We start from the raw sequence: 23,439 nt of genomic DNA on the forward strand, positions 1-23,439 counted from the left end.
TGGCCAGGGGCGGGGTCGAACCGCCGACCTTACACTTTTCAGGCGTACGCTGCTACCGACTGAGCTACCTGGCCTTGATCAGGAGAAGCGACCCTGATGGGACTTGAACCCACGACCTCCGCCGTGACAGGGCGGCGCGCTGACCAACTGCGCCACAGGGCCTCGATTCACTTGTCACCCGCGCGAGCGGGCTCCACAACAATAGCGTGCTTCCGGGGGAAAGCAAAACCGCCCGTGCACCCCGCGCGACGATCGGGCGGAGCGGCCCGACGGGAGCGGTGCGCCGGGGCGGCACCGGTCGGCGCCGCCCCGGCGGGCGTATCCCCAACGGAATTCGAATCCGTGTTACCACCTTGAAAGGGTGGGGTCCTGGGCCGCTAGACGATGGGGACTCGCGACGAACATGGTAGCGGCTCGGGCGTCCGGGACGGAAGTCCGCCAACGCCCGAGCCGCTGGGGCCCGCGCTCAGACGACGCGGACCATGGCGGAGATCGGGGCCATGTCGTACAGGCCCGAGACGACGATGCCGGTGTCCTCGTTCTGGGCGTTGAGCACGAGACCGTCGCCGACGTACATGCCGACGTGGCCGTCGTCGTAGTAGAACACCAGGTCACCGGGCTGCAGGTCATCGGTCGAGGAGACCGGTGCACCGGAGTTCACCTGGTCCCAGGTCGTGCGCGGGAGCGAGACGCCGGCCGCGGCGTACGCGGCCTGCATGAGCCCCGAGCAGTCGTAGCCGACAGGGCCGGTGCCGCCCCACACGTAGGGGCCGCCGAGCTTGGAGTAGGCGAAGTCGATCGCGGTCCGGGCCGCCGTGGCGCTGTCGTAGGCGACGGTCACCGGCTGCGGGGAGTTCCCGCCGTCCTCGTCGTCGGCCTCCTCCTCGTCACCGGGGGCGACCTCGGTGTCGGAGACGAAGGCGCTGTTCACCCAGCGGGAAACGCCGTCGAGGATGATCTCGGTCCAGTCGCCGTTGGTGACGCCGGTGGCCTCGATGGTGTCCCCCTGGTCCAGAATGTCGACGACCTCGTAGTCGGTGCCGGGCCCGGTGCGGACGTTGACGTCGTCGGAGACCCACTTCGTCGTCGTCGCGGGGGCCTCCTCCTGGGAGTCGTCCGCGGCCTCCTGGGGCTGCGCGGTCTGCTCGGTCTCGGGGGTCCGGGCCGGCTCCTCGGCCTGGGGCTGCGCGGTCTGCTCGGCCTCGGGGGCGGGCTCGGTCTCGGGGGTCCGGGCCGGCTCCTCGGCCGGGGCCTGCGCGGTCTGCTCGGCCTCGGGGGCGGGCTCGGTCTCGGGGGTCCGGGCCGGCTCCTCGGCGTTCTCGGTGGAGGTCGTGCTGGCGACGAGCGCGATGGTCGCGGGATCGGAGACGTAGCGCGAGTAGTTCGCCGCCACCCAGGCGTCCTGGCCGTTGAAGCTCACGGGCACCCAGCCGGCGAACGGGGCGCCGGTCACGGCGACCTCGTCGCCCGGGTAGAGCATGCCGATCGAGGTGAAGGCGGTGCTCGTGCCGGTACGCACCCACAGGTAGTCCTGCGAGACGGCGCTGGTGATCGTGGCGGTCGAGTCGTCGCCGGCGTCCGACAGGAGGGTCGTGGCGACCCAGCCCGCCCTGCCGTAGTAGTTGACCGGCGTCCAGTCGCCGTTCGGGTCGCCGGTGATCGAGACGGTGGTGCCCTGGGTCAGAGTGCCCATGATCCAGCTCGTCGGGTCGGCGTCGGAGCGGACGTAGGCGTCGGCGGTCGTTGTGGCGGTGCCGACGGCGGTGCCGCTCGTGATGACGGTCGTGCTCGACACGTACTGGGCCTGGACCCAGGCGTTCGTGCCGTTGTAGATGATCGGCAGCCAGCCGTCCTGCTCGGCGCCGCGCTGGGTGACGGTGTCGCCGGCGGAGAGCACCGCCACGACCTCGCCGTTCGTGTCCGGAGAGGTGCGCACGTTCACGTCGGTCGTCGCGGACAGGTCTGAGTAGTCGGCCTGCGCCTGCGGGCTCAGGACGAGCCCGGCGGTGGCCAGACTGGCAGCCACCAGCGACGAGGTCACGGCGATGCGCGCCGTTTTCGCGAAGGGGTTGTTCACTGCTGGTCCTTCCCGCGGCCTTCCCGAGCCGCATGATGTTCGATGGTCCGTGCCCCGGGGCGTGGCGTCTTCCCCGGCGACGCGTGCCGCCACGCCGGAGCCCCAGGGCTGGAAGGAACTTAGGCGGGCCCCGTCCCGGCCCACAAGACGGCTGAAGCACCGGTTGAGACTTCCGGGCCGGCCGGCCCCCGGGCGGGCGCGGCGTACCGTCTGGGTTTCACGAGGCCCGTGGAGCCGCCACTGGCTAGGTGATCCAGGGTGCCGGCAGGGGCCAGTGGGGCGGCTGCGGGCAGGCCGGGGGAGCACGGGGCCGCCGCCGACGCACAGGCTCAAGCCGAGGTTGAGGTTGAGTCTTCGCGCCCGTTCCGCGGCCCGTCCCCGACCCGTCGCCGGGCGCGGTGCCGACGGGGTCCGAGCGGCTAAGATGGTGCCGCCTCCATAGCTCAGCTGGCAGAGCAAGGGACTTTTAATCCTTGGGTCCGGGGTTCGAGCCCCCGTGGGGGCACCGATCGGACGAAGCCGGAGGGGTCTGGCGTCCGGATCCCGAACGCGGATCTTGGACAGGGTGTCACATCGCGCGATAAACTGAAGCGGCTGCGGTCTGTTCCAAGGCGGGCACCCCCGAGGTTCTCGTCCCGTGGCTGCAGCTGCGGGACACCTGGAGACGCAGGACCCCGGGCCCCGACGGTGCTGCGCGCATCGCTCGGACCGTCGCGGGCTCACGTTTCAGGTTTCCCGCGGGAGCTGTGTGATTGCTCGGGCCCGTCCCATAACGGGCTCTGAGCCTGAGGACATCACACGGTCCGCGCACCCCAGCACAGTGCTTGCACGAGTCGGGGCCGGACGGCGGCCGCCGTCCGGCCGACGATCCGGTGAAGGCGAACGAAAGAGCCATATGACAGGCAGGGCAGAGAGGACGAGGCACCCCCGGCGTGCCATCGTCGGCACTGCCGTCTGCGCGCTCCTGCTGGCGGCCTTCGGCACCGTCTTCGGTGTGCACCGCCACAACACCGAGCTGCGGAACGACTGCGCGGCGGCGGTGAGCTCGGCCGACCAGGCCGTCGACGACTACGTGAGCGCGGTCACCGCCACCGAGCCGGTCCTGCGCAGCGCCGACGACACGTCCGGCTACAAGGACAGCGAGGGCGCCTCCGCGCTCGTCGACGCGGTCGCCGGCGCCGATCGTCAGGTGCGCATGGACCTCACCTGCACCGACCGGGGCCAGCTCGAGGCCCTCAGAAACGCCACGGCCGAGCTGGGCACGAAGAGGGACGCCCTGGTCACCGACACCCTCCATCTCACGGTGTCGATCTCGTCGTACAACAATGCGAAGGCGGCGGACGAGCTCTCGGCCGTGATCCAGGCCGCCCAGAGCGTCTACGACGGCTCTGCCGGGCAGCTGCCCGACGACGGGGTGCGCAGTGAGCTGCGGACCGAGATCGACGAGGCCACCGCCCTGCTCGACGCGGCTGCCGACGCCCGCGAGCAGGCCGCCGGCAGCAATGATCCGGCGCCCGTCGACGAGTCGACGAAGGCGATGGGGGCCAAGAGGATCGAGCTGAGCACCAAGAAGGACGACACGGCCAAGGCCGCCGGCATCGCCTCGGAGCAGGCCGCCGAGCAGCAGGCGCAGACCCAGGAGTCCAAGCCCGATCAGCCCACCGGCGGCACGCCCGCACCCGAGGAGAACAACCCCGGGAACCCCACCGGCGGCTCCGGGGGCTCCAACTTCGGCGGGGCCGCCGACAACGGTGGGGGCGGCTCGAAGCTGGACAATCCGGGCTCGGGCGGCGGACCCACCACCTCGGACGGCTCCGGCTCCCACGGCTCGCACCATGAGTCCGACGACGACGATGATGACGACGACGACGAGGAGGACTCCCACCGGAACTGGCCGTACGGCGGTGGGAACTGCGGTTGGGTCTGGGTCAACCAGCCCTACTACGACTGGTGGGGCTGGCACCCCGGCTACTGGTCCTGGCGCTGCTGGTGAGCCGTGCCCCCGGGCCCCGTCCGGGGCGCGGACGGCGGGCCGGGGACCGGTGCCCCGCGGCATGATGGGGTGCCGTGGCCACCGGTGACGATCACGAGGACCTCCACGGCGACGACGGGCCCGGCACGGCGCTGCGGCGGGTCGTGGCGGTCGTCGCGCTCCTCAACCTGCTGGGGATGATCGGCGAGATCATCATGGCGGTCCTGGCCGGTTCGGTCGCGCTGTTCGCCGATGCGGCCGACTTCTGCGAGGACTTCCTCATCAACGGGCTCGTCGTCGCGGCGCTGGGCTGGTCCGTGCGAGGGCGTCGCCGGGCGAGCGTCTGGCTCGCCGGTCTCATCCTCATCCCCGCCGTCGCGGCCCTCACGACGGCCGCGTGGAAGCTCGTCTCGGGCGAGCCCCCCGAGCCCTTTCGACTGTCGCTCACGGCCGGTGCCGCGCTCGCCCTCAACCTGCTCTGCGCGCTGCTGCTCGTCGCCCGGCGCACCGAGGGCGGGTCCCTCGTGCGCGGCGCCTGGCTCGCGGCGCGCAACGACGTGCTGGCCGATGCGCTCATCCTCGTCGCGGGCCTGGTGACGGCGGCCCGACCCTCGATCTGGCCCGACGTCGTCATCGGCGTCGCCGCGGGCGCGATCAACCTGCGCGCCGCCGGCGAGGTCTACGAGCAGGCCCGGGCCGAGACTCCCCGACCCGGGGACGACTGATCCGCTGCCGCTCCCGCCCGCGCCCCCGGGGGCGCGGGCGGTGGATGCTCTGCTCGGGGAAGCGTACGCGGCCGGGGCCGGCGGGGTCCGCTGCTCGGCGGGGTCGCCGGCCGGGGCCGATCCTGCCGGGACGGCTCATCGGCCTCGACCGCCGGTGCCGTGCGCGGGGACGCCACGGCTCGGCACGCGCCGGCGCGGGGCCCGCCGCGTCGCAATCGAGGAGCCCGGGCTGGCCCATCAAGCGATCCAGGGCGTCGGGCCCGGCAGGCCGTAGTGGGCGCAGACAGCGGCCTCGTCCTCGGGCAGGACGCGGTGTCCCGTCTCGAGGCGCGGCGAGCTCATCACGAGGGAGCGGGGGTAGGGCACGTCGATGCGCTCGTAGCCGATCTCGGCGGCGGCCAGCGGAATGAGGTGGCGGCGCCCGCTCAGCACGCCGTCGCGCACGCTCACGAAGGCCAGGGAGTCGGTGCGGGCGTCGCGCAGGATCCGCAGGGCGTGGCCGAGGAGCCTGCCGGTGGAGTCCATGACCCGCGCGCCGACCAGGGCGTGCTCGGGGGCCGGCCCGTCGGCCCGGTGCTGCTGCTCAGACATGCGCGCCCCCGGGGCGCCGGTGGCGCTCGAAGCGCGACCACCAGTCGTCGTGCCCGGCCGGCAGGCAGCCCCCGTCGTCGCGCTCGACCATGGCGCGCAGCGCCCGCTTCGTCCCGATCAGCTCGTCCGGCAGCCCGCGGGTCGCGTCGGGGCCCGCGTCGAGGGCGTGCGGATCGGTCTCCAGGAGGGCCTTCCCGAGGCGCCAGGCCCTCAGCCGGGTGCGGATCATCTCGCGGTGGACGCCCTGCACCTCGCAGGGGGCCTCCCCGACCGCCTCGGCGGCCCGGATCCGGCCGTAGTCGCGGTTGATGGACAGCAGGCCCGGATCGATCGTCATGGCGTCGTGGACGAGGATCTCCGGCTCGATGACGGTGGCGCCCGCCGCCCGGGCGTAGGCGATCTCGTCGCGCTCGGACTCGTCCGCGCGGATCGACTCGACGCGGAACAGGATCGACAGGACGCCGCCCCTGCCGGCGCCCGGGTTCGGGGCCGCGCCGGGCGGGGACGAGATGATCGCACAGGGCCTCGTGACGCCGAGGTTCTTGATCGCCGCCTCGACCGGGACGTTCTCGCGGATGCCGCCGTCGACGTACCACTCGCCGTTCATCTCGACCGGCTCGAAGACGCCCGGGACCGAGCAGGACGCCGGCGTGCCCATCGCCACGTCGAACCCCGGACCGTCCAGGGGCCGATCGTCGCGGTCGACGATCCGGCCGTCCTCGCGCATGGAGCGCGGCTCTCCGCTGTCGAGGCCGACGAAGGCGCAGCGGGGGGCGACGCCGGAGGAGCCCACCGGCTCCGAGTGGAAGAAGTCGCGGCTCAGCAGGCGCTCCAGCAGGGGCCCGGGGCGGTACAGCGAGCGGTTGCTCTCCAGGCCGCGGAACGCGGCGGTCGGGTCCGAGCCGATGCGCCCGAAGCGGGGCAGCCCGACCATGAGCTGGTGGACGAGGTCGGCGTTGAACTCCAGCGGCTCGACGGGGGCCTCGGCCATGGCGAGCGCCGGGGTGCGCTCCTGCGGGGCCGGGCGCTCGTCTCCGGCGGCCGGGGCGTCCTCGTCCTCGGCGTCGTCGGTGCGCCAGGAGGCCCGGCGCCGGGTGTGGGACCGGCGGGTGCGCTCGACCGTGCGCTCCTCGGCCTCGCGCAGGGTCTCGAGGACGTGCTGGTGGGCGAGCGGGCGCGAGAACCACGAGCGCTCGGTGAACATGTCGGCGTTCGTCCGCATCGACGGCCACAGGTCCTCGACGCGGCGCAGCGCGGCCTCCTGCTCGGCCGGATCCTCGAACTGGGCGAGCAGCGCGCCGAGGATCGAACCGGACGAGGCGGCCGTGATGACCGCAGGTGCGATGCGCTCTCGCTCGTACGGATGGCGCAGCGCGCCGGTCTGGAAGCTCGCCCTGGCCCCTCCGCCCGCCATGACCAGGCCCTGGACCTCCTCCGGGTCCTCCCGGGAGTGCCCGCGGCCGAGGAGGGGCCGCAGACCGGACCATGCTGGACGTGGCATGCGGACAGCCTAACCGGCACCGTCGCGGGGCCCCGGCCCGACGGGCCGCGCGGCCCGTCGGGCCGGGGCCGGCATGGGGCGCCCGTGCGCAGGGCCCGCCCGGCGTGCGGCCGGGGGGCGCCGATCCGCAATGCCTGCGCATCAGACGTCCTCCCTTGTGGACGGGGAAGAACCCGAGGGCAGTGAGGACTTGCTTGGGTGCACGGGCGGATTCGGCCGATCATACTGGAGCCATGCCGAACGGACCGCGTTACTCTCCGCCCGTCGATCTGAGCCGTTACGCCTGGCTCTCCATCGCCGCTGCGGCGGTGACCATCGTGCTCAAGGGCGGGGCCGCTGCGCTCACCGGTTCGGTCTCGCTGCTGTCCGACGCCCTCGAGTCGGTCGTCAACCTGGTGGCTGCCGTCCTCGCCCTCGTCATGCTGAAGATCTCGATCCGACCGCCGGACGACAACCACCGCTTCGGGCATTCCAAGGCGGAGTACTTCTCGGCCGCCGTCGAGGGCGCCATGGTGCTGGTCGCCGCGATCCTCATCATCTGGGAGGCGGTCGGGCGGCTGGTCCACCCGCGGATGCCCGAGCAGCTCGGCATCGGCCTGGCCATCAGCGCCGTCGCCGCCCTGGTCAACGGCGCCGTCGGCCTGCTGCTCATCCGCCGCGGTGCGCAGATGCGCTCGGCGACCCTGTCCGCCGACGGGAGGCACCTCATGACCGACGTCGTCACCTCGGTGGCCGTGCTCGCGGGGGTGGGTCTCGTCGCGCTCACCGGCCGGCCCCTTCTCGACCCGATCGTCGCGATCGTCGCCGGCGCGAACATCGTGCGCATCGGCATCGGGCTGGTGCGCAGCTCGGTCGACGGTCTCATGGACATCGCCCTGCCCGCCGAGCTCGAGGCCCGTCTCATGGGCGTGCTCGAGACCCACCGCGGCGAGGAGGTCGACTTCCACGCGGTGCGCACCCGCGAGAGTGGGAACCGGCGCTTCATGGAGTTCCACCTGCTCGTGCCCGACGAGTGGAGCGTCAAGGCCGGTCACGACCTCGCCGAGGACATCGTCGATGAGCTGCGCGAGATCGAGCCGGACCTGCGCGTCACCGTGCACACGGAGCCGCTGCACGACGCGCGGTCCTACGAGGACATCGAGATCTGAGGGGCCGTACGCTGGTGGGCATGGCGACGACGAGGGGTGGGCGGACGATTCCCGTTCCGGGCTGGGACGACTACTTCCTGGGCATCGCCGAGGCCGTCTCGGCGCGCGCCAAGTGCACGCGCCGGCGGGTCGGCGCCGTGCTCGTGGGCCCCGACCACCGGATCATCGCCACCGGCTACAACGGCGCCGCGCCCGGGCGCCCCGACTGCCTCGAGGGCGCGTGCCCGCGCGGGCGTCTCGGATACGACGAGGTGCCCGGTCTGGGCGACTACGACCGGCCCGGGGCGCCCGGCTTCTGCATCGCCATCCATGCCGAGGTCAACGCGCTGCTGTTCAGCACGCGCGACACGAAGGGCGCCACGGCCTACGTCACCGACCAGCCGTGCCCGGGTTGCCGCAAGGCGCTCGCCGCGGCCGGCATCGTGCGGGCCGTGTGGCCCACCGGCTCGATGGATGAGGACGGGCTCGTCGACTTCGGCTGAGGCGCCGCCGCCCGGTCGCGGGGAGGGGCCGGCCGTCTGCCGCACGGCCGTGGACCTCCTCCGCGCCCGTGCGGCCGCGAGGCGCGGTCGGGGCCTCCCGCTCCGGCGGCCCCTCCACGAGCGGGTCCCCTCTCACGAGGTCGTCTCCGCGTGGAGGTCGTCCGCGGGACCCGGGCGGTTCGGGCGACCGGCGGAGGGGCGGATCAGCCGTCCTGGTCCTGCCCGGCGTCCGCGTCGTCGGAGGAGTCGTTCTCGTCCGTCCCGGACGGGCGCACGGCGGAGATGCCGTAGTACTTGTACAGGTCGGCCTCCTCGTCGGAGTCGAGGTGGCGGTCGGGGTCGACGGTCGGGGCGTTCTTGACGGTGGCCTCGGCGTAGGGCACCTGGATCTGGCCGTCGTCCACCTCGGCCCGGAACAGCGGCACGAAGTTCTCCTTCGTCCCGAACAGGCCGGTCTTGACGGTCACCCAGGTGGGCCGGCCGGTCCGGTCGTCCAGGTAGACCTGCCCGACGCCGCCGATCCTCCTCCCATCGCGGTCGACGACGTCCGAGTTGTACAGGTCGTCGTAGTTGTCGTCCGTCATGAGCCTCCTTTCCGCCGAGGCGGTCTGCGCCAGTGACCCGCTCACGCTATGCCACCGCGGGCGCCGATGTCATGCCGGATGCGTCCTCGGGGACCCGTATCAGTGATTCCTCCGGGTACCGGGCCGTCACGGGCGCCCTCAGTGGCGGCGCAGCCAGTCCTCGTTGTCGTCCGGCGGCACCTCGCGGGGCGGCCTGGCGCGGCGGACGCCGTAGCCGACGATGATCCACAGCAGGGGGCCGACCGCGGGGATGAAGATCACCACGAACAGCCACAGCCACTTGGGCATGAACGGCACGTCCTCGTCCCGGCTCTGGGCCAGGTCGACGATCGCGTAGATGGTCAGCGCCAGCAGGACCAGCGCCGGCAGGAGTCGTGCCATGGCTCCAGTCTACGGCCGTGCCGCCGCGGCGGCACGGCCGCCGGACGGGGCGCCGGGGCGGCGGGATCGCGTGGCAGGATCGGGCGGTGGGCGTCCCCGCCGCGACGGCGGGCCCGGCGGCGCCCCGATCGACGAGGGGACCCAATGGCCAGCGCTGCAGAATGGATCGAGGGGGCGCGCATGCGCACCCTGCCCACCGCGATCTCACCGGTCCTGGCCGGGACGGCGATCGGCTGGTGGCAGGGGCGGGCGCCCCTCCTCGTCGTCGGCCTGTGCCTGGTCGTCGCGCTCGGGCTGGTCATCGGCGTCAACTTCGCCAACGACTACTCGGACGGCGTCCGCGGCACCGACGACCACCGCGTCGGACCGCAGCGCCTCGTCGGCTCAGGGGCCGCCGCCCCCGGCCGGGTGCGCGCCGCCGCCTTCTGCTGCTTCGGCGTCTCGGGGCTGGCGGGCCTGGCCGCCGTCGCCGCAACAGGGCACTGGTGGCTGCTGGCCGTCGGCGTCGCCTGCGTCCTCGCCGCCTGGTTCTACACCGGCGGCCGGCACCCCTACGGCTACTTGGGCCTGGGGGAGGTCTTCGTCCTCATCTTCTTCGGTCTCGTCGCCACGGCCGGGACCGATTACCTGCTCTGCGGGCGCGTGAGCGCCGCCGGCTGGGTCGCGGCGGTGGCCATGGGCCTGACCGCGGACGGGGTGCTCGTGACGAACAACCTGCGCGACATCGCCAGCGACACCGCCGCCGGGAAGCGCACCCTCGAGACGCGCCTGGGCGACCGGGCCAGTCGCCTGCTCTACGCGGGGCTGGTCGTCGCCGTCGCCGTCTGCTGCGTCCTCGTCGCCGCGCTGAGCACGTGGTGGGCACTGCTGGGCCTGCTCGGGGTGGCGCTGCTCGTGCCGGCGGCCCGCACGATCCTGGGCGGAGCCGTCGGGCTGCGCCTCGTGTCCACCCTGCGCTCGACGAGCATGGGCGAGCTCGTCCTCTCGCTCGGCCTGCTGGCCGGCGTGGCCGTCGCGCGGCTGACGGCCTGAACGGCGCTGCCCCGCCGCGTTCCCGTACCGCCGCGCCCTCACTCGAGGGCGCGCAGCCAGGCGCGCAGGGCGCGGGTGGCGCGCACGTCGTCCTCGTTGTACTCCAGGACGCGTCGGGCCGCCGCACGGCGGCGCTCCGGCTCGTCGGCGTGGACGGCCTCGTCGAACCAGCTCTGCGAGTTGAGGCCGCCCGCCTGCCCGTCGCGCCAGCTGAACCCGGCGCCGTCGTGGGCGATGCACTTGAGGCCCAGTCCGTGCACGCCGAAGAAGTTGGCGCGCACGACGCCGAACAGGTCGGAGAAGTTCGACCGGCACCGGGAGCGCGCGAACCCGGTCAGGAGCGGGTCGTCGCTCGTTCTGGCGATGCGCCGGATGTGGATGACCTCGTAGTCGGAGTAGTGGTAGACCCTCGCCCCGGGGTGGGCCGCGAGCCGCTCGTCGAGCCAGCAGAGCGCCTCGCGCGCGAGTTCCCGCTCGCCGGTGCGGTCCAGCTCGGCGAACCGGGCGAAGGGGACGTAGCGGGGCCCGGCGGGCTCGTCGGGATCGTCCACGAGGAATCCCCACAGGTAGACCGTGTCGTCGGCGCTCGTCTCGATGTCGAGATCGATCGCGTAGCCGGGCGGCGGCAGCCGCAGCGGGCCGCTCGTCGTGCGCTCCACCGTGCGCCCGTCCCTGAGCATGCGGGCCCGGCGCGCGGCCAGCCGCACCCGCCGGGCCGTCTCGTCGGGGCGAGCCACCTGAGGGGTTAGTGCCGCGAGGAGCTCGTCGACGTCGCGCCCGGCCAGGTCGCCGACCGTCCACACGCCCATGGCGCGCAGGAGACCGATCTCCCTGGCGCTGGGGCGGGCCTTGTCGATGCACAGGCTCAGGTCGTCGTCGGCCAGCTGCGGGCGGCAGCACGACCACCACGGGCACCCCTGGCACTCGGCCGTGACGATGGGCCGTACGCGCGGGGACGGCGTGCGGGCGGCGGCCTCGACGGCGATCCGGCGTCGGAAGCCGAACTCGTGGTCGTAGCGTTCCAGCGCCGAGTGGGCGCGCCAGCCGCGGCCGGCCGTGCGGGCCTCGGCACGCAGGCGCTTCGCCTCGAGGTCGGCCCAGACGAGGACGAGCTGGCGGTTCGGGGGCGCCTGCCGTCGGGGGGAGCGGCGCACCGTGGCGACGCCTCGCTCGTAGCCGATGCGGTCGGTGCCGATGAGGCCGCCGTACGCGGCCCCGCCGCCGGCCCAGCCGGCGGACTCGAGGACGCGCCTGTGGTGAGCCAGGCGCAGCAGGTCGTGCTCGCGGCTCGGGCGCACGGCCGTGCCGCGCACCCGGACCAGGCGCAGGCCGCGGGCCAGGGAGCTCGCGCGCTGATCTCGTGCCGACGAGGCCGGTTCGAGCACTTGGTGACGGACGACGAGGACGGGGTCGTAGCCGTGGCCGCCGCCGGCGGCGGGCTCGCCGAGGACGAGCGCGTCGGGCTCCCCGATCCGCCCGCCGGCCGCGTCGGGTGGCAGGGCGGGGCCGATGATGACGCGCCTCCCGGCCGCCACGGCCCGCGCGGTCGCCTGGAAGCGGCCGGGCCAGTCGTGCTCGAGCCCGCGCAGGTCGACGGCCCGGGGCATGGCGGCCAGCGCGTCGAGGACGCGCCCGCGGAAGGCCTCGGTGGCCCGGCGCGCCGCGGTCGGTTCGTCGGCCGGCCGCCCGTCCTGGCCGGCGGCGCCGGGCCCGGGATCGGGGACGGCCGGGTCGAAGCGGTTGTGGGTCCGCACCGGGCAGCTCACCGCGGCGTCGGCGTCGAGCAGGACCAGGCCCGTGACGTCGGGCACGGCGGGGGTCTCGATGTCGCGGGGCGGTGCCGGGGCCGTCCGCGCGCGCCGCGCGTGGAGGCGGGCCGATCCGCCCATCGGTCAGCTCGCCCGTCCGCGGTGCAGGGCGACGATGCCGCCGGTGAGGTCGCGCCATTCGACGCGGTCCCATCCGGCCCGTTCCATGAGCGCGGCCAGGTGCGGCTGGTCGTGCCAGGCGAGGATCGTCTCGGCCAGGTAGTCGTAGGACATCGGGTTGGCGCTCGCCCGGCCCATGCGCGGCATGACATGCGGCAGATAGACCCTCTGGTAGGCCCAGCGGAAGGGCGGCCGGGTGGGGCGGCTGAACTCGCAGATGACGAGCCGTCCGCCGGGGCGGGTGACGCGGCGCAGCTCGCGCAGGGCGCCGAGGGCGTCCTCGACGTTGCGCAGGCCGAAGCTGATCGTCGCGGCGTCGAAGACCCCGTCGCGGTAGGGCAGTCGCGTGGCGTCGCCGCGGACGAATGCGAGCTCGGGGCGGCGGCGCTTGCCGGTGCGCAGCATGCCCATCGACAGGTCGGTGGGGTAGACCGCCGCGCCGGCGGCGGCGAGCGGCGCGGACGAGGTGCCCGTTCCGGCGGCCAGGTCGAGGACCCGCTCGCCGGGGCGGATCGCGAGGGCCCGCACGACCTCGCGGCGCCAGGAGCGGTCCCGCCCCAGGCTCATCACGTCGTTCATGAGGTCGTACTTGGGGGCCGTCTCGTCGAACATGCCGGCGACCTCGTCGCGATGCCTGTCAAGATCCGCTCTGCGTGCCACGACCCCATTGTGGCAGGCCGCGGCGGTGCGCGCCCCGGACGCCCGCCCGCGCCCCGGGGCGCGGCAGCCGGGCACCGGCATGCGGGCGGTGACCACCGTCACGGGCCGGCGCGGGCTTGCGCGTGCAGCACAATGGACCCCATGGCACGGCGCTCCACAGTCCTGAGAATCAGCAACCTCGCGAAGAAGTACGGGGACCGCACGATCGTCTCCCGCTTCAGCCTCGACGTCCACGAGGGCGAGGCCGTCGCCCTGACCGGCCGCAACGGCTCGGGCAAGTCGACGATCCTGCGGTGCATCGTCGGCTCCGACCGGCCCACCGAGGGGGCGGTCGAGGTGCTCGGCGTCAAGGCCAAGGACACCGATCCGCAGTTCCGGCGCAACGTCGCCACCGTCATCGACGACCTCGACTTCTTCCCCGACCTGTCCGTCGTGGAGCACCTCGACCTGCTCGCCCGCGCCCACGGCCTGGACGACACCGACGAGCTCGTCGACGCCGTCCTCGAGGAGGTCCAGCTCGTCCCGCAGTCGGGTCAGCTGCCAGGCACCCTGTCCAGCGGTCAGCGCCGCCGCCTCGCCCTGGCCACCGCCTTCGTGCGCCCCAAGAGGCTCCTCGTGCTCGACGAGCCCGAGCAGCGCCTGGACGTCGAAGGCATCGACTGGCTGGGCAAGCGCCTGCGTCACGAGAGGGACGACAACGGCCTGGCCATCATCATGGCCAGCCACGAGCCCTCGCTCGTCGAGGCGGTCGGCGCGCGCATCGTGCGCGTGGGCGCCGCCGGGTCCGCGAGCCAGTCCCTCGCCGAGCCGGAGCAGCTCGTATGAGCAGGTCGAGGAACAGGCGCAGGAACAGGCAGTCCTCCGACAGGGGGCCGCAGGCCGAGCAGTCGCAGCAGGCCGCCGCGCAGGCCCTCGAGTCCGGGGGGCCGGCGGTCGCCTTCGACCCCGACTACCCGTTCGCGGACGTCGACGACCACGAGCAGGGCCAGGTCATCGAGCGCCAGCTCATGCTGCTGCTCAAGGACTGGCGCAGGGGCCGGGCCACGCGGTCGATCTGGTCGGTGTTCACCGACGGCTACGTCGCCGTCTTCAGCATCGGCATCATCGCCGCGATGGTCATCAGCGCGATCCGCAGCGCCCAGAAGCAGGCGGCCGGCTGCACCTCGGAGGGCTGCGGCACCGCGCGCGAACTCATCCCGTGGCTCGTCGTCGCGGCCTGCTGGGTCGCCGTCCTGGCCGTCAGCCGCGTCTTCGGGCCGGTCATCGCCTCCGCGGCGGAGGGTTTCTGGCTGCTCGACGCGCCGCTGCGCCGCTCGGCGATCCTCGCCCGGCGCCTGTGGCTCATGATCGTCGGCGCCGGCCTCGTCGGCGCGGCGCTCGGCGCGCTCGTCGCGGCGCTCACCGGTCTGCCGGGCCCCTCGGTCCTCGCCTGGACCGTTGCCACCGGCCTGACGACCGCCGGGTGGATGGCCTTCGCCGCCGCCCAGCAGGGCGCCGAGGGGGACCGTCCCGTCCGGCTGGCCCAGATGCTCGTCGGGGCGCTCGCCGTGGCCGTCCTCGTCCTCGTCATCGCCACCGCCGCCGGCTGGTTCCGCGTCGACGTCGCCACCGTGCTGTCGCGGCGCATCGCCCTCCTCATCGCAGCCTTCGGGCTCGTGCTGTGCGTCCTGGCCTCGGTGCTCGCGCGCCGCCGGCTGGGCGCCGTCGGCCGGAGCCGGCTCGTGAGCGGAGGTGAGCTCGTCTCGGGCATGCAGGGCGCCGCGTTCGCCCTCGACTTCGCGCTCATGCGCGACATCCTCATCGAGCGCCGCTGCCGGCTGAGGGGCCACGTGCGGGTCATTCGCGGCCGCGGGAAGGGGACTCGTGCCCTCGTCTGGCGCGACGTCCACCGGCTGCGCCGCAACCCGGCCCCCCTCGTCGGCCTGGCGATCGCCGCCGTCGTGCCGTACGCGCTCAGCTCGCTGGGCGTCGTCGCGCTCGCCCCGTTCGTCTCCTCCCTCGTCCTGCTCATCGTCATCGTGCCCTTCTTCGACTCGATGCGCGTGCTCAGCCGGACGAAGGGCCTGGTCCGCCTGTTCCCGATGAGCGACTCGGAGCTGCGCGACGCGGTCCTCGTGGTCCCCGGTGCGCTGGCCCTCGTGTGGGCCGTCGCCGTGACGCCGGCCTTCGTCCTGGGGCTGGGGGGCTCGCGGCCCGATCCGCACCGGGCGCTGTGGTACGGCCTCATCGCGGCCATGGGTGCCGTCCTGGGGGCCATGCGCTGGGTCAGCGCGAAGTCGGCCGACTACAGCGCCCCCATGGTCGCCACCGGCGCCGGAGCCGTGCCGCCGAGTCTCATGTTCAACATGGTGCGCGGCCTCGACATGGTGGTGCTCGTCACCTTCCCGCTCGTCATGAACTGGTCGCCGATCGTCTCGGCGGTCATCGCCGTCGTCGTCTGGGTGATTCTGCGCTCGGGCGCCTCCCTCAACCAGGAGGAGCTCATGGAGGCCCAGGCCGAGTCCCGCCGCGAGCTCGAACAGGCCCGCGGGCAGGCGCGCGGCGGTCAGGCGCCGCGTACGAAGCGGGTCGTCTCGCGCTCGACCCCGACCGGCCGCACCCGCCCGCCGCTGTCGGGCTCGGCCGGGCGCTCGCGCCCGCCGCTGCGCACGTGATCCGGGATCGTCCCCGTGGGCTGACGGGAACGGGGCGGGGCGCATCGGTCGCGCGCATGCCCTGGAGGGTGTCGGCACCCGGTGCCCCGGCACGGGCCATGGCCGGTGGACGGGTGTGCACGGCGGCTCGTCACCGATGACGGTCCGCCCGACGATCCCGGGGAGAAGATCCGGATGAACGACAGGATCAGCATCCGGGACGGTTACGGCATCCGGGACGGCTACGGGTCGTACATCGACGGGCAGTGGCGTCCCGCCTCGGACTGGGCGACGCTCGAGTCCCACGATCCCGCCATGACGGAGCGCCTGGCCATCATCGCCGACGCGACGCGGCAGGACGTGGACGCGGCGGTCTCCGCCGCCCGCACGGCCTTCGGGGCCTGGTCGCGCAGTTCCGTCGCCGAGCGCTCAGGGACACTGCTGGCCATCGCCGATCTCATCGAGGCGAACCTCGACCACCCGGCCCGCGTCGAGCCGCTCGACAACGGCGAGCCGATCCGCGAGACGAGCGGCGCCGATCTGCCGTTGAGTGTCGACCACTTCCGTTGCTTCGCCGGCTGCATGCGCGCCGACGAGGGCTCGGCGACCATGCTCGACACCGGCGCGTTGGACATCATCCTGTGCGAGCCGCTGGGCCTCGTCGGCCGGATCGTGCCGTGGAACCCCCTTCCTCATGGCGGCCTGGAAGCTCGCCCCGGCGCTGGTCGCCGGCAGCACCGTCGTCTTCAAGCCCTCCAGCGCCGCCTCGCTGTCGGTGCTCGAGCTGACCCGGCTCATCGACGAGGCGGGCCTCCTGCCCGCCGGCGTGCTCGACGTCATCAACGGTTCGGGCGACCGTTCCGGCGAGTACCTCAAGACCGTCGACGTCGACGAGCTCGCCTTCACCGGGCCCACCGAGGTCGGCCGCGGCATCGGTCTGGCCGCGGCGCAGAGGATCATCCCGGTCACCCTGGAGCCGGGGGCAAGAGCGCCAACATCTTCTTCGACGACGACCCGGACCGGGCGGTCGACGGCGTCCAGATGGGCATCCTGTTCAACCAGGGCCAGGTCTGCTCGGCCGGGTCGCGGATCCTCGTCCGGGCCCAGCGGTCCGGACCGCTTCGTGGAGGTCCTGGGAGCCGCGTTCTCGGCCGTGCGGGTCGGCGACCTGCTCGACCCGGCCACCCAGATCCAGATGAGAGCCCGGATCAACGAGAAGCGGCTGGCGAAGATCCTCGTCTACGTCGAGACCGGTCGCTCGGAGGGCGCCGAGATCGTCACCGGTGGTTCCCGGTACGGGAGCGGTCCGCTCGCCAGGGGCGCCTTCATGAAGTCGACCCTGGTGCTCGGCCGCAACGACATGCGCGTCGCCCGCGAGGAGATCTTCGGGCCGGCCGGCGTCATCACCCCCTTCGAGGACGAGGACGAGGTCATCGCCATGGCCGACGACTCCGACCACGGCCTGGGCGGAGGCGTGTTCAGCTCGGACCTCAACCGCGCCCTGCGCGTGGCCACCCGCGCGCGTACCAGCCGCTGGGTCAACCAGTGCAACGCCTTCCCCGCGGGCGCCCCATTCGGCGGCTGCAAGGACAGCGGCATCGGGCGCGAGACCCGCACGATGATCCTCGACGCCTACCAGCAGACGAAGAACATCCTCGTCAGCCTCGGCTCCGGCCCCGTCGGTCTGCCGTACGGCGACTGAGTCGCTCCCGTCGAGGGCCCCGGGCGTCCGGTCCGGGCCCTCGACGGCCCACCGCCCTGCGGCTCAGCGCCCGGTGAGCAGCCCGCGCATCTGGTCGAGCTTGACCTGCGTGGAGACGAGCTTGTCATGAGCGCTCGTGCTCGCCGAGGCGGTCGCCGAGGCGTAGAGGCGGACGACGCCGTCGTCCTCGATCTGGCAGGGGCGCAGCGCGGCGAACCACTCGCCGTCGCCCTGGGCGTCGATCCAGCCGACCGGGGCGCCGAAGCGCCCGCGGTCCGTCGTGCCCTCCGTGCGGATGATCTCGCGGGCCGCCTCGACGGGCGAGCCGGTGACCGAGGCCAGCGGGTGCAGGGCGGCGGCGAGCGCCAGGGCGGAGTGCCCCGGCGAGGCCGCCCCGCAGATGTCGGTGGCGAGGTTGAGCCCGTCGGGCAGCGCGAGGGCGAACGGCTGCTCGGGCACGTGCATGCCCCGCATGAAGGGGCGCAGCCCCTCGGCGGCCGCGTCGACGGCGCGGCGGTGCTGGCGCAGGCGGTCGCCGTCGGACAGCAGCCGGGCGATCCGGGCGGCCTCGTCCGGGCCGCCGAGGGGCTGCACCGAGCCGGCGAGGATCCGCGAGACGTTCAGACCGCCGCTGCGGCGCACCATGACCTCGGGGGTCGCGCCGACGAGGCCGCCCACCAGGTAGGTCCACGAGCCGCCGTAGTTCATTCGCCACTGGCGCAGCACCCAACGCGGGTCGAGCCGGCCCTCGGCGCGGGCGGTGAGCTGGCGCAGCAGGACGATGCGGTCGGCGCGTCCCTCGTCGATGAGCCCTCTGATGCGGTTGAAGCGGTCGATCCACTCCTGGCTCGTCTCCTCGTGCCCGGTTTCCTCGCCCGGCCCGAACGAGAGCCCCAGCGGGGGAGGGGGAGCGGTCCGGCGCTCGGGCAGGACGGGGTCGACGCTGTCGTAGCCGAGCCGGGTGACCCAGCAGCGGCCCTCCCGGCGCCCGACGACGACCTCGGGGACGACGAGGCAGGAGCACTGGCCGGAGCGCGCCGGGTCGTAGACGAAGGAGCCGTAGGCGATGGGGCCGGTGCCGAAGGCCTCGGGCATCTCGGTCTCGTTCTCGATCCGGGCCGAGAACTCCCGCCACCACTGGTCGGCCGTCGCCATCGTCACGTCGTCGAGGCGGGCCATCTCGCCGAGCGCGATGAAGCCGTCGCGGCCCTTGAGGAAGGCGGCCCCGGAGTCGTCCAGGAAATCGGTCAGTCGGCCGGGGTCCGCGATGGCGGCCGTGCTGGCCCTCATCCGCGTGGAGCCGGGATTGATGATCACCCGTGCAGAGTAGCCGAAAGCGATTCGGGTCGGTTCCGGTCCGCTTCGTGACCCCGCCGATGACGTGGCCGGAGCATGCGCCTAGTCTTGTGGGCACATGGGGTTCCGACAGGGCCGTCGGCAGAGTCGGGACGGCTCCGCAGCCCCGGTTCCCGGGCTCCGGACGGCCCGGCCCCGCTCCGGATCGGCTGTGGAGCGGGGCCCGGCGGAGCACCGGACGAGGATTTGGAATCGGGTGAGGCGATGACGAGCAGGGAGGTGCCGGGCGTGACCAATGCCCTCGCGTCCGAGCTGCTCTCGTCGGCTCCGCCGGTCGACCGGAACGAGGCCGACGTCATCGTCGTCGGCGCCGGCCCCGGGGGCTCCGCGACCGCCGCCCTCTGCGCCCAGCGCGGCCTCGACGTCCTCCTCCTCGAGAAGGCCGAGTTCCCCCGCGACAAGGTCTGCGGCGACGGACTCACCCCGCGCGCCGTGCGCATGCTCACGCGTCTGGGCATCGACACCTCCGAGTCGGCCGGATTCCTGCACACGAGGGGGCTGCGCGTCTACGGGGGCCGCACGGCGCCCTTCGAGCTGCCCTGGCCGCAGCTGTCCGACTTCCCCGACTACGGCACCACCTGCCCGCGCCGCCGCCTCGACGACCTGCTCGCCGGCCGGGCCGTGCAGCTGGGGGCGCACCTGATCTGCGGAGCCAACGTCACCGAGCCCGTCCTGGTGGGCGATCGCATCACCGGTGTGCGCACCCGCGACGGGCGCACCGTCCGCGCGCCGGTCGTCGTCGCGGCCGACGGCAACTCCAGCCGCCTCGGCGTGGCGATGGGGCGCCGGCGCGACGAGCGGCGGCCCATGGGCGTGGCCGTGCGCGCCTACTTCGAGAGCCCTCGTCACGACGATCCGTGGATGGAGAGCTGGCTCGAGCTGTGGGACGGCGAGCGCGGCGCCTCGACCCAGCTGCCCGGCTACGCCTGGGTCTTCCCGATGGGCGACGGCCGCTGCAACGTCGGCCTGGGCATGCTCAACTCGTCCCCGGCCTTCGGCCGCACCGACTACCGCAGGCTGATGCGCGCCTGGCTGGCCACGACCCCGCCGCAGTGGTGCTTCGACGACGCTCACATGATCGACCGGATCCGCGGCGCGGCCCTGCCGATGGCGCTCAACCGCAAGCCCCTCTACGCCAACGGCCTGCTGCTCGTCGGCGACGCCGGCGGCATGGTCAGCCCCTTCAACGGCGAGGGCATCGACTACTCGCTCGAGGCCGCCGAGCTGGCCGCCGACGCGATCGCCGAGGCCCACTCCCGCGGCGTCGGCGCCGCGGCGGCCGAACGGGCGCTGCTCGGCTACGAGAACCACGTGCGGCGGGACTTCGGCGGCTATCATCGCTTGGGCATGATCTTCTCCCGTCTCATCGGGAACCCCCGGATCATGCACCTGTGCACCACCTACGGCCTCCCGCGGCCGACGCTGATGCGCTTCGTGAACAAGCTGCTCGCCAATCTCACGGACGAGAACGACGGCGACGCCTTCGACCGCATCATCAACACGCTGACCAGGATCGCCCCCTCCGCGTAGTGCGGCGGACCAGGGCAGTCGAAACGGAGAGCAGGAAGGAACGGACATGAGCGCATACATCCCGATCCTCGGGCTGGTCGTACTGGCCGCCGTCTTCGTGTGGGTGGCGGCGATCTGGCTGTCCCCCCTCATCGGCCCGCACCGCTACAACCGCACCAAGTACGACTCCTTCGAGTGCGGCATCCAGCCCACCCCGCAGACCGTCACCGGCGGCGGGCGCTTCGCGGTCAAGTACTACGTCACCGCGATGCTCTTCATCGTCTTCGACATCGAGATCGTCTTCCTCTACCCGTGGGCGGTCGCCTTCGACCGTCTCGGGGCGTTCGGTGTCGTCGAGATGCTCCTGTTCATCGTCGTCGTCTTCGTCGCCTACGCCTACGTGCTGCGCCGCGGCGGGCTCGACTGGGACTGAAAGGCCAGGTGATCACACATGGGTATCGAGGAGAAGATCCCCTCGGGCATCTTCCTCACCACGCTCGAGGCCATCGCCGGCTGGACGCGCAAGACCTCCTTCTGGCCGCTGACGATGGGCCTGGCCTGCTGCGCCATCGAGATGATCAGCTACGGCGGCCCGCGCGCCGACGCCGGCCGGTGGGGCCAGGAGGTCTTCCGCGCCAGCCCGCGCCAGGCCGATCTCATGATCGTCTCGGGCCGGGTGAGCCAGAAGATGGCCCCGGTCGTCCGGCAGCTGTGGGACCAGATGCCGAATCCGAAGTGGTGCATCGCCATGGGGGCCTGCGCCTCCAGCGGCGGCATCTTCAACAACTACGCGGTCGTGCAGGGCGCCGACCACATCGTCCCCGTCGACATGTACATCCCCGGCTGCCCGCCGCGTCCCGACATGCTCATCGACGCGGTCTTCAAGCTGCGCGCCCGCGAGGTCATGCACGCCCGGATCGGCGCCGACCGCGTCGCCGAGGTCGCCGAGAAGGAGAGGGCCGCGCTCGAGGCGCCGGCCACCATCGAGCAGAAGGGGCTCATGCGATGAGCGAGAACGACGCCACTCCGGCACGCCCCGGAACCGACTCCGGGCTCGCCGAGTTCCCGCATCTGGCGCAGCTGTTCGCCCCCGGGGCCGCCCCGGCCGTCGACGACCAGGTCGTCGCCCGGCGGAAGGGCATGTGGGGCTCGGGCTCCGGCCCGGGCGACACTTCCGGCTTCAACGGGATGGAGCGCACCACCGCCCTGGCCGGCATCACGGCCCCGCCCTTCGGCGGCTGGTTCGACCAGCTCGCCGACCGCATGGCCGAGCTCGTCCCGGGCTTCGCCACCCACGTCATGGTGCACCGCGGGGAGATCACCTTCTTCGTCCTGCCCGAGCGGCTCGTCGAGCTGTGCCGGGCGCTGCGCGACGACGAGGAGCTGCGCTTCGAGGTCTGCCCGGCGGTCTCCGGCGTGCACTACCCGGAGCAGGCCGGACGCGAGCTGCACGTCGTCTACCACCTGCTCTCGTACACCTACAACCGCCGCATCCGCCTCGAGGTGGAGCTGCCCGACGCGGACCCGCACGCGCCCTCGGTCGTGCCGGTCTACCCGCACGCCAACTACCACGAGCGCGAGACCTGGGACATGTTCGGCATCGTCTTCGACGGCCACCCGGGCCTCACGCGCATCCTCATGCCCGACGACTGGGTGGGCCACCCCCAGCGCAAGGACTACCCCCTGGGGGGCATTCCGGTCGAGTTCAAGGGAGCCGTCGTGGCGCCCCCCAGCGAGCGCAGGAGCTACAACCAATGAGCCAGACAGAGAACCGCACCGGTGCCGAGGACCTCTTCGCCGGCCCCGACGACGAGTGCGTCGACGCGGCCTACCTGGCCAACGGCGCCGACTGGGACCAGATCGTCGAGGCCCAGCGCGAGAGCACCGACGAGACGATCGTCATCAACGTGGGTCCCCAGCACCCCAGCACCCACGGCGTCATGCGCCTGGTGATGGAGCTGGACGGCGAGACGGTCGTGTCCGTGCGCCCGAGCATCGGCTTCCTGCACACCGGCATCGAGAAGAACATGGAGTACCGCTCCTGGACGCAGGGCTCGGCCTTCGCCACCCGGTGCAACTACGTGGCGGGCATCTTCAACGAGGCCGCCTACTCGCTGGCCGTCGAGCGGCTGCTGGGCGTCACCGACGACATGCCGCCGCGCGCCGGCCAGCTGCGGGTCCTCATGATGGAGGTCAATCGCATCGCCTCGCACCTCACCGGCGTCGGCGCCGGCGGCCTCGAGCTGGGCGCCACGAGCGTCCAGGAGGTCTGCCTGCGCGAGCGCGAGCGCGTCCTGGACTTCACCGAGGCCGTCACCGGCCTGCGCATGAACAACGCGTACGTCCGCCCCGGCGGCGTCGAGAACGACCTGCCCGACGACGGCCTGGACCTGCTCGACGAGCTGCTGCGCCAGCTGAGGAGGAACCTGCCCGAGATCGGCCAGTTCACCCTCCAGAACCCGATCTTCAAGAACCGCCTGCAGAACGTCGCGCGCATGGACCTGAGCCAGTGCATGATGCTCAACGCTTCGGGCCCGGTGCTGCGCTCGACCGGCTACCCCTGGGACCTGCGCAGGACCGAGCCGTACTGCGGCTACGAGAACTACGAGTTCGACGTCTGCACGGCCTCGAGCATGGACGCCTACGGGCGCTGGGTGATCCGCCTCGACGAGATGGACCAGTCGGTGCGCATCCTCGAGCAGGTGCGCGACGCGCTCGCCTCGACCAAGGGCGAGCCCTACCGCATCGAGGACCCCGAGCTGCGCTGGCCGTCCGAGCTGACGGTGGCGGCCGACGGGCAGGGCAACTCGAACGAGCACGTGAGGCACATCATGGGCGAGTCCATGGAGGGGCTCATCCACCACTTCAAGGTCGTCTCGCAGGGCTTCCACGTGCCGGCCGGCGAGGTCTACGTGCCGATCGAGGCGCCGGCCGGCGAGCTGGGCTGGCACCTCGTCTCCGACGGCGGCACCCGGCCGTACCGGGCGCACCTGCGCGACCCCGGCTTCAACCATGTGCAGTCGATCCCGATCATGGCCGAGGGCGGCATGCTCTCGGACTCGATCATGGGCATCGCCTCGCTCGACCCCGTGATGGGCGGTGTCGACCGATGAGCGCCCAGCGGACCAGGACAGCCGAACCGGTGACGAGAAGGAGCG

21 protein-coding genes, 4 tRNA genes and 2 pseudogenes are annotated in these 23,439 nt (G+C 72.9%); 16 read left to right on the forward strand and 11 right to left on the reverse strand.

Annotation, left to right across the window (positions count from 1 at the left end; translation table 11 throughout):
- The 4 genes from EGX94_RS09190 to EGX94_RS13480 form a co-directional block, all read right to left on the reverse strand.
- Window positions 1–74, reverse strand: a tRNA-Phe gene (locus EGX94_RS09190).
- Between the two features lie 14 nt (window positions 75–88).
- Window positions 89–162, reverse strand: a tRNA-Asp gene (locus EGX94_RS09195).
- 157 nt (window positions 163–319) lie between these two features.
- Window positions 320–392: transfer RNA gene (locus tag EGX94_RS13220), tRNA-Glu, on the reverse strand.
- A gap of 74 nt (window positions 393–466) precedes the next feature.
- Window positions 467–2,077 carry an SH3 domain-containing protein gene (locus tag EGX94_RS13480; protein ID WP_021797291.1) on the reverse strand — a complete coding sequence of 537 codons (1,611 nt, stop codon included), beginning with the start codon at window positions 2,075–2,077 and terminating at the stop codon, window positions 467–469.
- 432 nt (window positions 2,078–2,509) lie between these two features.
- Here EGX94_RS13480 and EGX94_RS09220 point away from each other — a divergent pair.
- From EGX94_RS09220 to EGX94_RS09230, 3 genes are all read left to right on the forward strand, one after another.
- Window positions 2,510–2,582 (forward strand) — tRNA-Lys (locus EGX94_RS09220).
- 390 nt (window positions 2,583–2,972) lie between these two features.
- Complete coding sequence (locus tag EGX94_RS09225; protein WP_021797285.1) at window positions 2,973–4,070, forward strand: hypothetical protein; 1,098 nt, start codon at window positions 2,973–2,975, stop codon at window positions 4,068–4,070.
- Window positions 4,071–4,144: 74 nt separating this feature from the next.
- A complete protein-coding gene (locus tag EGX94_RS09230) occupies window positions 4,145–4,774 on the forward strand; it encodes a cation transporter (RefSeq protein WP_021797293.1) in 630 nt (209 codons plus the stop codon).
- A 237-nt stretch (window positions 4,775–5,011) separates the two neighbouring features.
- Here the strand turns inward: EGX94_RS09230 and EGX94_RS09240 are convergent, their stop codons facing one another.
- Both EGX94_RS09240 and EGX94_RS09245 read right to left on the reverse strand, forming a co-directional pair.
- Window positions 5,012–5,365 carry a hypothetical protein gene (locus EGX94_RS09240; protein ID WP_021797290.1) on the reverse strand — a complete coding sequence of 118 codons (354 nt, stop codon included), beginning with the start codon at window positions 5,363–5,365 and terminating at the stop codon, window positions 5,012–5,014.
- On the reverse strand, window positions 5,358–6,866 hold the full coding sequence (locus EGX94_RS09245; RefSeq protein ID WP_021797289.1) for a patatin-like phospholipase family protein: 1,509 nt from the start codon (window positions 6,864–6,866) through the stop codon (window positions 5,358–5,360). The genes EGX94_RS09240 and EGX94_RS09245 overlap by 8 nt, the downstream gene beginning before the upstream one ends.
- 233 nt (window positions 6,867–7,099) lie before the next feature.
- On the opposite strand from EGX94_RS09245, the gene EGX94_RS09250 reads away from it, so the two are divergent.
- Both EGX94_RS09250 and EGX94_RS09255 read left to right on the forward strand, forming a co-directional pair.
- Window positions 7,100–8,014, forward strand: coding sequence for a cation diffusion facilitator family transporter (locus EGX94_RS09250; protein ID WP_021797499.1), 915 nt, complete (start codon window positions 7,100–7,102; stop codon window positions 8,012–8,014).
- A gap of 20 nt (window positions 8,015–8,034) precedes the next feature.
- On the forward strand, window positions 8,035–8,496 hold the full coding sequence (locus tag EGX94_RS09255; RefSeq protein ID WP_028706222.1) for a deoxycytidylate deaminase: 462 nt from the start codon (window positions 8,035–8,037) through the stop codon (window positions 8,494–8,496).
- 203 nt (window positions 8,497–8,699) lie between these two features.
- On the opposite strand, the gene EGX94_RS09260 is transcribed toward EGX94_RS09255, so the two are convergent.
- Together EGX94_RS09260 and EGX94_RS09265 are read right to left on the reverse strand one after the other, a co-directional pair.
- Window positions 8,700–9,080 (reverse strand): PRC-barrel domain-containing protein, encoded by a 381-nt coding sequence (locus tag EGX94_RS09260; protein ID WP_021797496.1) that lies wholly within the window; start codon window positions 9,078–9,080, stop codon window positions 8,700–8,702.
- Between the two features lie 138 nt (window positions 9,081–9,218).
- Complete coding sequence (locus tag EGX94_RS09265) at window positions 9,219–9,461, reverse strand: PLD nuclease N-terminal domain-containing protein (protein WP_021797495.1); 243 nt, start codon at window positions 9,459–9,461, stop codon at window positions 9,219–9,221.
- Window positions 9,462–9,605: 144 nt separating this feature from the next.
- On the opposite strand from EGX94_RS09265, the gene EGX94_RS09270 reads away from it, so the two are divergent.
- Window positions 9,606–10,493, forward strand: a complete 888-nt coding sequence (locus EGX94_RS09270; protein ID WP_021797500.1) for a 1,4-dihydroxy-2-naphthoate polyprenyltransferase — start codon at window positions 9,606–9,608, stop codon at window positions 10,491–10,493.
- Between the two features lie 38 nt (window positions 10,494–10,531).
- Here the strand turns inward: EGX94_RS09270 and EGX94_RS09275 are convergent, their stop codons facing one another.
- Window positions 10,532–12,304: a TM0106 family RecB-like putative nuclease gene (locus EGX94_RS09275; protein WP_123826225.1), complete on the reverse strand. Its 1,773-nt coding sequence runs from the start codon at window positions 12,302–12,304 to the stop codon at window positions 10,532–10,534.
- 81 nt (window positions 12,305–12,385) lie between these two features.
- On the reverse strand, window positions 12,386–13,162 hold the full coding sequence (locus EGX94_RS09280; protein WP_081707424.1) for a demethylmenaquinone methyltransferase: 777 nt from the start codon (window positions 13,160–13,162) through the stop codon (window positions 12,386–12,388).
- Window positions 13,163–13,213: 51 nt separating this feature from the next.
- Between EGX94_RS09280 and EGX94_RS09285 the strand changes: the two genes are divergently transcribed.
- The 5 genes and pseudogenes from EGX94_RS09285 (at window position 13,214) to EGX94_RS14400 (ending at window position 17,416) form a co-directional block, all read left to right on the forward strand.
- Window positions 13,214–13,906 carry an ABC transporter ATP-binding protein gene (locus EGX94_RS09285; protein WP_192962644.1) on the forward strand — a complete coding sequence of 231 codons (693 nt, stop codon included), beginning with the start codon at window positions 13,214–13,216 and terminating at the stop codon, window positions 13,904–13,906.
- A complete protein-coding gene (locus EGX94_RS09290) occupies window positions 13,903–15,735 on the forward strand; it encodes a DUF6297 family protein (protein WP_021797946.1) in 1,833 nt (610 codons plus the stop codon). Before EGX94_RS09285 ends, EGX94_RS09290 begins: the two co-directional genes overlap by 4 nt.
- A gap of 294 nt (window positions 15,736–16,029) precedes the next feature.
- Window positions 16,030–16,338: pseudogene (locus tag EGX94_RS14390) on the forward strand (aldehyde dehydrogenase family protein); the annotation flags it as partial.
- Window positions 16,339–16,408: 70 nt separating this feature from the next.
- Window positions 16,409–16,761 (forward strand): annotated as a pseudogene (locus EGX94_RS14395) (aldehyde dehydrogenase family protein); the annotation flags it as partial.
- 106 nt (window positions 16,762–16,867) lie between these two features.
- Window positions 16,868–17,416 carry an aldehyde dehydrogenase family protein gene (locus EGX94_RS14400; protein WP_404825152.1) on the forward strand — a complete coding sequence of 183 codons (549 nt, stop codon included), beginning with the start codon at window positions 16,868–16,870 and terminating at the stop codon, window positions 17,414–17,416.
- 63 nt (window positions 17,417–17,479) lie between these two features.
- Here EGX94_RS14400 and EGX94_RS09300 read toward each other — a convergent pair whose 3' ends face one another.
- Window positions 17,480–18,733, reverse strand: coding sequence for a chorismate-binding protein (locus tag EGX94_RS09300; protein ID WP_021797948.1), 1,254 nt, complete (start codon window positions 18,731–18,733; stop codon window positions 17,480–17,482).
- A gap of 267 nt (window positions 18,734–19,000) precedes the next feature.
- On the opposite strand from EGX94_RS09300, the gene EGX94_RS09305 reads away from it, so the two are divergent.
- From EGX94_RS09305 to EGX94_RS09325, 5 genes are read left to right on the forward strand one after another with little or no spacing between them, the layout of a single operon-like run.
- Window positions 19,001–20,302, forward strand: coding sequence for a geranylgeranyl reductase family protein (locus EGX94_RS09305; protein ID WP_226906021.1), 1,302 nt, complete (start codon window positions 19,001–19,003; stop codon window positions 20,300–20,302).
- Window positions 20,303–20,348: 46 nt separating this feature from the next.
- Window positions 20,349–20,714 (forward strand): NADH-quinone oxidoreductase subunit A, encoded by a 366-nt coding sequence (locus EGX94_RS09310; RefSeq protein WP_021797942.1) that lies wholly within the window; start codon window positions 20,349–20,351, stop codon window positions 20,712–20,714.
- Between the two features lie 18 nt (window positions 20,715–20,732).
- The gene (locus EGX94_RS09315; protein ID WP_021797951.1) at window positions 20,733–21,290 is read left to right on the forward strand and encodes a NuoB/complex I 20 kDa subunit family protein; all 558 of its coding nucleotides are present in this window, start codon (window positions 20,733–20,735) and stop codon (window positions 21,288–21,290) included.
- Window positions 21,287–22,039 carry an NADH-quinone oxidoreductase subunit C gene (locus tag EGX94_RS09320; protein ID WP_021797953.1) on the forward strand — a complete coding sequence of 251 codons (753 nt, stop codon included), beginning with the start codon at window positions 21,287–21,289 and terminating at the stop codon, window positions 22,037–22,039. The genes EGX94_RS09315 and EGX94_RS09320 overlap by 4 nt, the downstream gene beginning before the upstream one ends.
- Window positions 22,036–23,394 (forward strand): NADH-quinone oxidoreductase subunit D, encoded by a 1,359-nt coding sequence (locus EGX94_RS09325; protein WP_021797944.1) that lies wholly within the window; start codon window positions 22,036–22,038, stop codon window positions 23,392–23,394. The genes EGX94_RS09320 and EGX94_RS09325 overlap by 4 nt, the downstream gene beginning before the upstream one ends.
- The last annotated feature ends 45 nt before the right edge of the window (window positions 23,395–23,439 follow it).

It is taken from the genome of Propionibacterium acidifaciens, from assembly GCF_003798325.1.
Classification (GTDB): domain Bacteria; phylum Actinomycetota; class Actinomycetes; order Propionibacteriales; family Propionibacteriaceae; genus Propionibacterium; species Propionibacterium acidifaciens.